Raw genomic sequence first — 13,667 nt, 5'->3', positions numbered from 1 at the left:
CGAGAGAAAATCAGGCTGTTTGGAGGTTTAAGCATAGCACCGCTATGGTGAATTGAAAACAACAACGAAGTTGCTGATTTTGAAGCGATTTCAGTACCTTATAGATTGTCTATTGCATATTTCTACCTAGTTAAAATAATCCAAACTCTATTGCAATTTTAAAGTGTTAAAATAATTTGATAATTAATCTCCAATACTATCAATAAAAGGGCCTAGTGCTTCGCCCCAAATTTGATATCCGGCTTCATTGGGATGGCAGAAATCAAGGGTGACCTTTTTGGTAAGGAGACCATCTGAGCCCAGCATTTTAGAAGCAATGTCTAGCAATATTATCTTATTATCAGCTGCATATAGCTTTAACAATTGGTTTGTTTCATTGATTAAAATCCTTCGTGGATTATCTGGCTTTTCTTCACGAGGCATTATTTCCATTAATACAATTTTAGCATTTGGCGCTTTAGTTCGAACGCTGGTATAAATTGCAGCGATTCCTTCAACTATTTCTGCAGCAGTATTCATGCGGGCATTTTTCGTTTCACTGGTATTGTTGGTCCCTATATGGATAATTACCAATTTTGGATCAAGCCCCTCAAGTTCCCCATTATTCAAGCGCCACAGCACATTTTGAGTACGGTCCCAACCAAATCCTAAATTCAATACACGATGGTTTTTAAAGGTTGCTTCCCATGAAGCAGGACCATTGGATATTCTTGACCTGCCGTCGGCGTACTTTAGTGGTGGGTGGTCGCCACCCCAGAAATGAGTAATGGAGTTGCCAATTAATACAATTTCTGGATTCAATGAATCTTTTACACCAAGCACATCATTATGTCGCACCAACCAATCATAACTGTCATCTTCAAGTTTTGGAACCGGTATTATTGCCGAGTTAGCAGGTTTTTCAACCGATTGGGCTACTTGCCTATTTTGCTGTTTACAGCCAATAATACAAATGGAAAAGAGGGCAAAATAAAGGAGCTTTGTCATTGAATTCATTTAATAATGAGGTCTTAATAGTATAAACAAGTTGGCTATAAAAATAGCTGGATATTGACTTCTTACCTAGTCAATACACATCATTAAGTATTTTACTATTTGTAATAGTATAGAACCAAAAGTTGAGAATTATGTGCTGATTTATTAAAAATACTCTAGGAAAACAAACCAACCAAAGCCATCTGGTTTAAAATTCACCCTATCCTAAATTTAGTCTCAATATTGAGCATTTCACATACAAATTTTCACCTAACAAAGGTTTGATTTGGACGCCTCCCCTTATTTAAGTAAAGCCCAGTAATTATGGCCATAATTCCAGTTTTGGCAAGACTACTTTCAATATTGCTTGCGTCTTGGTCCGTGAGGTTAGCATAATAGTCCAAAAAGTAAATTCTTAAAACTTCTGTCAAAATGAAGTAACCAAGAAGTCCGATAAAAACCGTAGGGAATTTCTTTTTCTTTTGAAAGAATATAATGAGGCTCCAAACAAGAATGCCAAGCCCTATTAACATTGAAATAATCAGGTAGGCGTAAATGTAAATTCTGATTTTTAGTAGATTATCATTTGTCTGAAAAAACATTTGCCAATCATCAGCCAAAAACTCATTTAAAGTTGTTAAAATACTAATAATAAGTTGAATGGCACTACCTAAAAGTATGACCATTATGACCCACAGCCACCCACCAATTGGCTTTCCCTTCATTTTTATGGTTACGTTTTGATCAATTTCTTGCATTATTTCAATTTACCTATGTCCTTTCTATTAATGTGTAGTTTTTTCAATTAAATAGTGTGATCAATTATTTGGTAAAAAATTGTTGTCTGTCTACTTAACACTGCTTTTCTCAAACTAGATTTACAAGAAGAAGGCATAAGTTGGTTTTGAGTAATTAAACCAAGTTGAAGACTCAATTTAAGCTTAAAAACATCAACTTCTCTATTGGTCTATTTAAAGTGGATACCTTCCAGAATCCTCTAAGGTACGGAGGCTTCAACGGACCATCTTAAATTATAATCTAAATTTACCTTTTGCTTCGTCATGCGAAACTGTCGGCCATTTAGAATATCTCTTAGACATCTCTCAACACCGGATTATTCCGATGCAGATAATTCAACCCACCAATCATTGTTTTCAGATTTCGCGTCCTTTACAATTTTCAAATATTCCATGGTTTCCTTGTCCTCTATCTTAATTAACGATTCTATAAGTTCTATTTTTAGCGCATCAAGTCTTGTACTATTTTTTTTCAAGATACAAAATTTGTGAGTTTGGTTAAAGAACCATTTTCAATTTTTCTAAACACTCAAAATTACTCAACAAGCAATGCTTAGACTAAAAATAAAAACCCACAAACAAATCGTTTATGGGTTTTTATTCAACTTTAAGAACTATACTTTAACTTGATAAATGCAGCGTATCCTTAATAATTCGGGTTTTGCGTCATATTATCATTGATATCAATCTCTGCTTGAGGAATTGGCCATAAATAATCCCGTTCAGGTCTGAATGTCCTTGTCAAGCCACTGGTAATGGTTTCCCATTCTCCACTAGCTTCATTGAGGTAATACAGTCCTTCTACCGTGCCAATCTTGTCCTCTCCGATCTTCCATCGGTTCATATCGTATAACCTTAAACCCTCAAAAGCCAATTCTACAGCTCTTTCATCCCTGATAATTGCTCTAAACTCCTCTTGGGTTTTACCTGTTTCTATGGGAGGCATTTCTACAGTTGGTCTTTGCCTAACCCTATTTATCGCCTCGTAGACTGAATCGTCAATTTCATTCAATTCTATTTTGGATTCAGCATACATAAGTAGCACATCGGCATAACGTATCAAAATCATATTGATAGAACCGGTATTGGGATTGGTGCCATCAGCTTCAAAATCCACCCACTTCTTCAAGTTGTAGCCATTTACCGTAGAAAATTCCGAAGACCTCACCCTATCTGCTGTCGGACTATCCGGCAATGAGTTAAAGGTGCTGGTACCAATTGGCTGTCCTGTATAATAAGTCGTGAAATTCCATCTTGGATCAATGTTTTCAAAAGGATTGTTGGGATTTTTAGGTCCTTTGTACCCATATTTTAAAAACAAATTGTGAATGGGTTCCACTACAGATCCTCCTCCTATTGATGCCGCCGAAAACGAAAAGGCATTGTAAGTATCACCACCTACTGCATATTGTCTATCAAAAATCACTTCTGAAGAATTCTGCCCAGCATAATTAAATAATTTTCCATAGTCAGGATAGAGTTCATAGATTCCTAAATCCATGACTGCCTTAGAAGCATCTCTGGCAACAGCATACCTTTCATTTCTGTAGGCAACCCTGGCTTTCAATGCCATGGCAGCCCCTAAAGTAGCTCTACCTACTTCTTGAGTATAACTCAAAGGCAATTGACTTCCCTGAATTATCTGATCCAACTCAGCAATCACAAAATCAACAACTTCAGATTTTGCTGTTCTTCCGATTTGATCAGTAATTTCAAGCGGCTCTAAAATCAAGGGTACATCCCCCCAAAGACTACTTAATTGGGTATAAAAGAAAGCACGTAAAAACCTTGCTTCTGCTTTGTATCTGGACAACAATTCTTGATCTCCTTGTTCTATCCTGTCAATATTTGCCAACACATTATTGGCCCTTTGTATCCCTCTATAGTACCTGTCCCATTGCGACCCAATCGCTGCGTTGACGGGATCAAAAGACCCCATAGTCACATCATGTAAAGAGCCAGGTCCGGAAGGTGCTCGAAATCCAATATCCGTTGCACCATCCAATTCTTTGACCATTAACTGACCATCCAATTCCGCATAAATCCCATTTACTGCGAGATTAGCATCTTTTTCTTGTTGCCAGTAAATTAGTTCTGAAACTTGTCCGGGAGGAACCAAATCCAGCCCTTGGTCACAGCTAAACATGCCCAAAGCCAAATAAGACAGTCCTATATATTTTATTGTTTTATTTATAAATTTCATCGCTTTTCCTTTTTTAGATTAAAACCTTACGTTTATGCCACCACTGAAAAGTTTGCTGTGAGGGAAGAATTGGCTTCTACCTCTAGGTGTTTCCGGATCGAACAGCTCTGTTTCTGTAAAAGTCAACATGTTTTCTCCGGAGATATAAACTCTCAGGTTGGCTACAAGATTTTGAGGTATAGTATACCCTAATTGGAAATTCTTTAACCTAAGATAACTGGTGTTTTGTAACCAAAAATCTGACTCCATTAGGTTGGCTGAATTCCCAGATCTCACCATTGGCCAGGTACCATTTGGATTTCTTTCAGGGTGATAAGCTTCTCTAGCCATGGTGGTAGGAATAAAATTCGTATAATTTGGACCTTCCATCAAAGCACCATCCAAAGAATGTTGCTGACGAAGTACTCCTTGCCAAAACATAGAAAAATCAAATCCTTTATAAGAAGCACTAAACCGAACTCCAAACTCATACCTTGGGTCTTCATTCCCCATGATATATTGATCGCCTGCAGGATAAAGGGATTGAGAAATAACGCCATCCCCATTTAAATCCTCATATATAATGTCTCCAATCGTAACAGTAGGAAAAATGGTCGCTGGATAATTGTCTAAGTCCTCTTGGGTCTTATAAATACCAGGAGATTTTAAACCTCTCAAGGAATTGATTGATTCACCTTCAGTCCATACTGTAAATTTATCAGGGAAAAATGGTCCGGTACCTTTCAAATCTTCAATCCTACTGACTACATCAGAAAAATTCAAACCTACTGAATACTCAAACCCACTGTCTGAAGCAGGAGCACCATGATAATTGACTGCCAATTCCCAACCTTTATTAGAAACTGCTGCTGCATTTTGAACTGGAGGGTTGTAACCAATGGTTCTAGGAATCGGTAATTCTATCAAAATATCATCAGTATATTTGTAAAAATATTCCGCGATTACTTCAATCCTATCGTCCATAAAGCCCATGTCCAACCCTATATTTGTCATTGTAGTGGTTTCCCAGGTAATGTCAGGATTACCTGCGCTAGTGATGGCTGTTCCTGGGACCAGGTTATTGTTAAACTGGTAGCCAGTACCAAGATTATAGGTGTTGAGGTACCTGTAAAGTCCAATACTCTGGTTACCCAATTGACCCCATGAGCCTCGAAGCCTTAAATCACTAAACAAATCACCTTCTCTAAGGAATTCTTCTTCAGAAATTCTCCAACCTGCTGAAAAGGATGGGAAAATACCCCAACGCTTGCCTTCTCCAAACCTGGAAGATCCATCATACCTAACATTGGCCTGGAACATGTATTTGTCGTCAAAACTATAGTTGGCCCTTCCGAAAAATGACCTTAGTCTCCACTCCTGAGAATAACCACTTGTCTTCTGGTTTTGAATATCACCAGCGTTTATATCCCGCAAGTCATTGCTATAGAAATTGTCTCTAGTTGCAGAAATCTGCTTGTACCTATTGTAAATTTCCTCATAACCAACCGTTCCTTGTATACTATGCTTGTCAAAGGTTTGGTCATAATTCAAATACAATCTTTGACTCAGTTCACGTTGGTTCATCTGACTTTCTGTAAGCACCGAAGTGGCAAACCAACCACCAACATTTACCAAATCACCAGTTAAATAATTCCTCATGCCTGCCAGGCTATTTTGAAACACAAATCCATCTGTAGATTCAGTGTTGAGCGTTACATTCCCTTCCAGAGATAAAGCTTCATTGATAGTATAAGCAAAACCTAACTGACCAAAAACATCATCACTTATATTACTTGTTTCTCCCTCTTGAACCATTGCTCTTGCATTCCATTGGCCTGATACAAGGTCATAAGTTCCGTCAGGATATTCCATTACAATATTTCTATTGATATGCAGTAAGGCTTGGGTGATTCGCTGACCAGTAAATCCTGGTCCACTAAAGCCTCTATTCCTATACATCAGGTTGGTTTTAATCGTCAATTTATCAGTAGCATACATGTCGGAATTTATTCGCATGGTTACTTGCTTGTTATTGAAGTTTTGAAGGATTCCATCTGTGTCAGAATAATTTACAGATGCGAATACTCTTCCGGATTTTCCACCACTGGAAAGGGAAATAGAGTGCCTTTGCTGCAAAGCATTTGGATTAAAGATTCCACCTTCATAATCCGCAAAAGGATATTGTAAAGGATTGGTACCTGCAGCCACATTCTCTATATAGGTTTCACTATAGGTTGGATTTGCTCCCACATTGGCCTGGGCCTCATTTTCTAACCTCATCCAGGTAACTGGATCTGTTGGTTCAGGAAAGAAATTAGGGTTTTGCCATCCCACAAAATTATTGTAGGTAATCTTGACAGCACCTTCTTCTCCTCTTTTTGTAGTTACTAGAATTACACCATTTGCTGCTCTTGATCCATAAATGGCAGATGAGGCTGCATCCTTTAAAACAGTAATAGATGCGATATTATTTGGTTCCACTGTACTTAGCGATTGTTCTACCCCATCTACAAGGATCAATGGATTGGAATTATTCAATGTTCCAACCCCCCTTATCCTGATGCTGGTACTTTCATCTCCGGGAGCACCACCGTTGTTTTGGATGGAAAGTCCTGGTGTTGTACCCTGCAACGCTGCAGCCGTATTGACCACTGGTCTTCTGGCAAGGTCTTCCCCTGAAACAGTACTTACTGCTCCAGTTACATTTGCTCTCTTTTGGGTACCGAAACCTACAACCACAACCTCATCTAAAGAAGAAGTAGATTCCAATAGGGTCACATTTATAATGGATCGGTCTCCAATTTTTATACGTTGGCTCTCAAATCCTATAAAGGAAAAAACCAATTCAGATTCTTCCGGCACAGTCAATGAATATTTCCCATCTAAATCGGTAGCGGTACCAATAGTAGTGCCAGGTAAAGAAACCGTAGCTCCTGGAATAGGCTCTCCATTTTGGTCTGACACTGTACCTGTTACGGTAACATCTGCCAAAAAGAACGGTTTTGGTGAATTGCTTTCAAGTAATAGAGTAGAAGCTCCATCATAATAGGCAACAGCATACCCTTTGTGGATATTAAGATAAAATAGCTGAATAGCCATAAGGAAAATCAATACTTTGATTGACAAATTCCCCGTGAGTAATCGTTTTTTCATAACTTTGTAGGCTTTAGTGTTGTTTTATGAACTGCATTAAATTAGATCAAATGGATGAACCTGAGAAACTTACCCATTTGTCTATCGCTTTTGTGAAGGCCATCTATTTATAGATGGCTTTTTCGTTTTTGGCTTTTCTCTACATAAGGCGGACTCAATTTATTGGTTAAAAGATTGAAATGTTCCCTAATTACTTGGGTCAGGAAACATATAACTAGCTGATTATTGGGTCAATTTATTAATAGCATACTTCAAAAAAATCATGGTTATAAATTCTTATAATCTATGGTACAAATAATTATTTTATACTATAAAACAAAATATAACACACAGTTAAATTAAAATCTTATATTTTAAAGATAATAAATATAACTATTTAACTTTAGTATCCAATTGGTGTAAATATTGTTTTATTTATAGTCAAAGTAATTGTTCATTATCAAATTAGATAAAATTCCTTTTATAAGCAAAGACAGTGAATAATTCATTAAATAATTCTGCACTTAAAGGAAAAATATGGTTTTATGGGAGGATTATTAACCTTAGTTGGTATAATGATACTGATAAAGTTAAAAATATAAAAGAAAATTACCAGTAAAAAATATTTTTTAAATAAGAATTATTCAAGAGTTTCAGCATGTTGTTCATTATTTATAGGCAAACTTTCGAGCTAGAGTAAAAGTAATTTTGTAAATAATTTTAAACCTGAAGCTAATCCTGTCTAGAAGAATAAGTGAATTGTTCAATGCTCACTGCCATTATAGATCCACATAGCCTGCGTTTCCCCTGCCTTTTCAAAACCGACCTTCTTATAAAATTCAACGGATTTACCATCAGCTGTTAGCATTTGCATATGGAAGCCTTTGTAATTTTCTTGAAGCTTGGTTACAATTTTTCTCCCTACTCCTTGTCCCTGATAATCTGGATGAACCAATAAATGGGGATAATAAACAACTAAATATCCATCGGAAACTGCATTGCCTATCCCAATCAACCTCTCCTTATCCCAAGCAGATATTAATGAATGAGAATTAAGCAAGGCATTTAATAAGGCTGACTTTTTAATACTTATTTGCTCAGGGTAGGCTTAAGACGCTAATTATAATAAAAAAAGGCTCACTTTTTAAGTGAACCTTTTTTTACTTATCACAAGTTACAATTTCTTAATAACCTGGATTTTGAGTTAACCCTGGTTCCACTCTTAAACTGTTTTCATGAAATGGCCAGCGATAATTATGAGGTTGAAAAGAACGATCTTCGATTTTCAATGAAACCATCTCGCCATTTTCCATACGAGTATGTCCCAAAGCAGGTTGATTCAATACCTCTTCAGCAATTCCCCATCGAATTATGTCTTCATACCTTAAACCTTCTCCTGCAAATTCAATTCTTCTCTCGTTTCTAATCAAATTGATCCAATCTTCTTGACTAAAGTCAATGTACTCACTACCGGTTACATCTGCTACGGTCATATCTAAGCCAGCTCGTTCCCTTACCATATTAATGCTTTCTAATGCCAATGCATCAATGTCATTTAGCATAATTTTGGCTTCAGCATAAGTCAACAGTACTTCTGCATAACGTAACAACCCAAAGTCAAAGTTACCACCGGACCTAAACGCATCTGCTTCTGAAACAAACTTCTTAAACCAGAAACCAGATTTACTTGCCCTTTGATTTTCAAAGAACATAGGATTGTTAGTGTTGTAAATATCAATTGGCTCTCCATAAAAGGTGTCACCTTGCCCCATTATACTTGATTCATACCTAGGGTCCCTGTTAAGATTTGGATTTAACAAATACTCTTCTTCTGAATGCAATGGACAGTCTGAAATAGGCCTGCCTTGAAGAGTCCAATAGGAATCTACCAAAGCCTTCAAAGGCACTACATAAGATTGACCATTACCTGTTCGGTAATGCGGCCCCAAGTCTCGAAAAGAATTGGTTGCACTATTATTATGACTTTGCATATCAAAGTGCATTATAAATTCATTGTTAGTGGAAGCACCTTCATATTGAAAAAGCTCTTCATAATTTGAATACAATGAATATTTTTCACTATCCATTATTTCCTTGGCCAACTTTGCTGCCAATTCATAGCGCCCATTATACAAGGCGTACCTCATAGTCAATGCTTTAAATGAATACTTGTTAAACATGTATTTATCTGAAGTATACTCATCAGCAGGTAAACGAGAAGCGATGTCATCAGCCAAAGGAAAAAGTTGCCCTAGGATTTCTTCTTTCGGAGTAGTAGGCTGTAACGCGTCTACTAAATCCGCAGGTTGTAAATGAAAAGGAACATCACCCCACCTGAAAGTCAGCTTAAAATAATGCCAAACCCTAAGTGCCTCCAAAATTGCCTTGTACTTCGTTCGAACGGACTCATCTTCCACATAGGGTATGTCAGCATTATCAACAAAGGTATTCAACCTACCCAAATGCTTCATTTGCAATTCATAGTAAAAAAGAAATGCTGAAGAGGTACTATTGATATTACCATTTGCTATTCTTTGATGATGGTGACCATCTACCCTGCTGTATGCATTATCAGATTTACCTTCTTCCATATAGAATAAATTCTGATGGGAACTTGGATGTGTAAATACATCCAAATAACTGCTATAAACCACCCTTCGTAGATCTTCTTCATCATTAAAGAATTCAACAAAAGAGGTTGCTGTTGGATCAGTTTTGTCGAGAAATTCTACACATCCTGACAAGCTGAACCCTATAAATCCTATAATTATTATTAATTTTCTCATGGTTTTCCTTCTTAATTTATAGTGGCTTTGACTCCCAAACTAAAAGTTGCCATTCTAGGGTAATTACCATTTCCTCCATCTCTTTCAGGCTCTAAACCCTCCCATTTAGTAATAGTAATTGCATCCTGAGCATTAAAGTAAATCCTGACACTTTTGATATTGCGTCCGATTTTAGGTATTGTATATCCTAATTGTAGCATTTTCACCCTAAAGAAGGCTGCATTGCTAAGCCAAACATCACTGAGCACCGCATTCGGACTAGTCCCCGTCCAAACTCTAGGGAATCTACTATTAGGATTATCTGGTGTCCACCTATTGTTCATATAATATTCTCTAGGTGCCCCAAGGTTATTGTTAACACCATCCATCAACACTGGATATCCTTCCTGACCATTTAGCCTACCTAATCTTTTCCCAACTCCTTGACCAAGAAAATTAAAATCCCATCTACGAAATCTCAAATTGAAATTTATAGAATAATTCATGTGAGGAAATGGGTCACCGAGATTCACCTTGTCCTCATCGTTAATTACACCATCTCCATTTTTATCTGTATACTTAATATCCCCAGGATATGTATTCGGTAACTTGGCATCAGTAGCATCTACCTCTTCCCAAGTTTGGAATAGGCCATCGCTCTGGTATCCGAAATAATTATCAATCGCAATACCTTCATACCAAATTTTATCTTGATTGTCTTTGAAAATTAGGGTGTCAGAACGATTATACCCAGCTTTCAGAACACGATTTTGGTTATCAAATAAAATTCCACCTACACTATAATCAACCTCTCCAACTTTATCGGAATAATTGGCCGAAAACTCCCAACCTTTGTTTTCAACTTCTCCAATATTTACAGAAGAAGTAAGATAGTACGATCCTGTCAAAGGAGGTACTGGGAAGTTTGAATAAATTAGATCATAAGAGAACTTATGATAGTATTCAGCTGTAAAATTCAACTTGTTTTTGAAAGTGGTTAAATCCAAACCAAAATTGGATTGGCGTTGCTTCTCCCAACTAAAATTAGGGTTCGGTACTCTCATTGTCCACCCCCAAGTATTTACAACTTCTTGCCATAAATAAGGATCAACATTTTCATTACCTATTAGACCATAAGAAGCTCTGAATTTTAAGTTATTTATCATACCAGAACTCACCAAGCCACTCATAAAGGATTCGTTATGAATATTCCATGCAAAAGCACCGGAAGGGAAAAATCCCCATCTGTTATTTGGTGCAAATTTACTGGATCCATCCCCTCTTGCTGTAGCTTCTATAAGGTACCTGTTATCATAAGAATAATTTAACTTTGCGAAAAAAGAGGATTTAGAGAACTCTCGGTAGTCAGTATAGGTGTTATTCATTATCTCTACACCTCCAAGCAAATAAATTTTGTCTTTCCCTTCTCTTAATTCTTTTTCATAATTAATAAGTGCCCTAGCCGTAACTTGACTCTGACTCACTCCTTGGCTCGCACCCACAGAATTGCTCCAAATATTAACAGGCTTACCATCTCCATCAAAAAACTTATAAGTCAATCTTTTGTATTTATTAGCTGACTTGTTAATCATATAGGAAACATTACCTTCTACACTTAAATTTTTGTTTATGAAATATTTGGGCCGCAAATTAATTGTACTTCTATCATGCAATGCATTCCATGATCCACCATGATTAATGGAAGCTAAAGGGTTAATGTTATTGTGAAGAATATAATTGTCTTCTAAATCAGAATCATAAAAAATTGGCTGAGTAGGATTCATTCTCCAGGCTAGCTGATAAAGTCCGTGACCATCATTATTGGCCTGTAGTCTATCCACTTGCAACCTGTGTGCGTAAAAATCTGCCAACAAAACAAATTTATCTGCAATATTAATATTAGTGTTAAAACGTGCTGAAAATTTATTGGACCCTTCCAATTCATTCATTCCATTTTCATCGATGTAGCCAAGCATCAAATTGAAAGTACCTACCCCTCCTCCACCAGAAATACTTGCTGAAGTATTGTGTGAATAGGATTGCCTTTGCATAACTTCATCCAACCAGTTTACATTGGTGTAATTTCCACTTTCAGAGGCTGCTATATCTTCATCAGAAAACAAAAGCGATTGACCTTGGTGTCCTCTTGCTTCATTATTGAGCTTCATATAATCAGTTGCTCCAACAAAATTAGGGAGATCTATTGGGTTATGAAGTGCACCCCAAGAGTGTAGATTTACTTTAAACTGCCCAGTTGTACCTCGATCTGTTTCAATAATAATTACACCATTTGCACCCCTAGAACCATAAAGTGCCGCAGAGGCCGCATCCTTCAATACAGTGATATTTTTCACCTGATTTGGGTCAATATCAGTTAGGGATTGTTCCATTCCATCGATGATAACCAATGGCCCTGCATTCTGCAAAGTACTAATCCCCCTAATAGATATAGACCCAGGCACACTACCTGGAAGGTTATTACCTTGCATCAGTGTAACACCTGGTATGGTACCACTAAACGCTTCTTCCAATTTAAAAATCGGCCTGCTCTTTACAAGATCCATATCTAGTTGCTCTACTGAAGAAGCCAAATGCTGCCTTTCAACCTCACTAAAACCAACCACTACAACTTCATTTAAATCCACACTTGATTCTTGAAGAGTTACATCTATGGAATTGGTACCTTTGGTGCTAATCTCTTGCCCTTTAAACCCAATCATATTGAAAATTAAAGTAACATCTCCTGAAACAGAAATGCTATAAGTCCCATCAAGATCTGTGGTTGTTCCCGCAGTGGAACCTTTAATAAGTACCAACACCGATGGAATCGGCTCCCCTGTCTCGTCTGTAACTTTTCCAGAAACAGTACGTTGCTGTGCCATTAAGGACCAAACTGGCAATACAATTAACATTAGTAGGATTATTCTACTTTTTAACATATTTAAATATTTAATATTTGTAAAATTTTTAATATATCTTAACTTTTTTAGTAATAATTCAAAAAAACACTATTTTATTTCCCGAAAAAAAATAATTGAAATAATCAATTATTTAGACTTTATTTATTTTATCTCACCATATTTTACCTCCTTTCTCATCATTTTTTTAAAATATTCATCTAACTAGAAGAAGATGTTAAAATTATTTAAACAATAAATTAAATATAGACAGAAAATAAGTATCTAAAAATCCAGACATAATAAATATCAAAAAATTCACACTTATTAAATTTCAACCTCAAAATAAAATATATTATGGATGTAAATCACAATTAAATCTTCATTTAAAGTACTGTAAATCAACTTCTTATATAGTTGAAATAACACCCGATATATCTTCATTTAATAAACCATATTTTAATTTCCCTTCCTTAAAACACATCACTTAAAGACCAATATATTACCGATAATTACCGTTCATGTAAACAAAATATTTTTTAAGATTTAATCTCAATGCTTACATGAGATAAACTTAAATCTTAAATTAACAACAAGGCATATTTCATCCGCCACCCTTATTCCACCATATGATTTGAAAGCAAAAAAACCAGCCTTTTTAGAGACTGGTTTTTTGCTCGGTTTCGGTAAAATAGGAAGTAGTAAATATTTGCTGATTAAAAAAATCAATAATAGTATAGCTTTTTTAACCCGAAATATGCAATAGACATTCTATTACGTGCTGAAATCGCTTTAAAATCAGCCACTTTGTTACTGTTTTCAATTTCACCATGGGGTTCTATGCTAAAATCTCCAAACAGTCTGATTTTCTTGCGATTGCAACACTTCCCGTAAACACGGGACAGGCATCACCCCTGAC

The 13,667-nt window shown here is 36.4% G+C and carries 8 protein-coding genes; all 8 read right to left on the bottom strand.

The features are described from left to right. Positions 1-183: 183 nt before the first annotated feature. Positions 184-987, bottom strand: a complete 804-nt coding sequence (locus tag AC13EX_RS04005; RefSeq protein WP_482891636.1) for a GDSL-type esterase/lipase family protein — start codon at positions 985-987, stop codon at positions 184-186. Positions 988-1,241: 254 nt separating this feature from the next. After that, a complete protein-coding gene (locus tag AC13EX_RS04000) occupies positions 1,242-1,733 on the bottom strand; it encodes a DUF2569 family protein (RefSeq protein ID WP_048643305.1) in 492 nt (163 codons plus the stop codon). A gap of 356 nt (positions 1,734-2,089) precedes the next feature. Beyond that, positions 2,090-2,248 (bottom strand): hypothetical protein, encoded by a 159-nt coding sequence (locus AC13EX_RS03995; RefSeq protein ID WP_482891635.1) that lies wholly within the window; start codon positions 2,246-2,248, stop codon positions 2,090-2,092. Positions 2,249-2,418: 170 nt separating this feature from the next. Then, positions 2,419-3,975 carry a RagB/SusD family nutrient uptake outer membrane protein gene (locus AC13EX_RS03990; protein ID WP_482891634.1) on the bottom strand — a complete coding sequence of 519 codons (1,557 nt, stop codon included), beginning with the start codon at positions 3,973-3,975 and terminating at the stop codon, positions 2,419-2,421. An 18-nt stretch (positions 3,976-3,993) separates the two neighbouring features. Further along, the gene (locus AC13EX_RS03985; protein WP_482891633.1) at positions 3,994-7,107 is read right to left on the bottom strand and encodes a SusC/RagA family TonB-linked outer membrane protein; all 3,114 of its coding nucleotides are present in this window, start codon (positions 7,105-7,107) and stop codon (positions 3,994-3,996) included. A gap of 742 nt (positions 7,108-7,849) precedes the next feature. Beyond that, a complete protein-coding gene (locus AC13EX_RS03980) occupies positions 7,850-8,173 on the bottom strand; it encodes a GNAT family N-acetyltransferase (RefSeq protein ID WP_482891673.1) in 324 nt (107 codons plus the stop codon). Between the two features lie 97 nt (positions 8,174-8,270). After that, on the bottom strand, positions 8,271-9,872 hold the full coding sequence (locus tag AC13EX_RS03975) for a RagB/SusD family nutrient uptake outer membrane protein (protein ID WP_482891632.1): 1,602 nt from the start codon (positions 9,870-9,872) through the stop codon (positions 8,271-8,273). A gap of 11 nt (positions 9,873-9,883) precedes the next feature. After that, positions 9,884-12,790, bottom strand: a complete 2,907-nt coding sequence (locus AC13EX_RS03970) for a SusC/RagA family TonB-linked outer membrane protein (RefSeq protein ID WP_482891631.1) — start codon at positions 12,788-12,790, stop codon at positions 9,884-9,886. Between the last annotated feature and the right edge of the window lie 877 nt (positions 12,791-13,667).

Source organism: Cyclobacterium sp. L-R (assembly GCF_056859355.1).
Note: the sequence above shows the minus strand (reverse complement) of the source record. Positions and strands in the feature narration are given on the sequence as shown.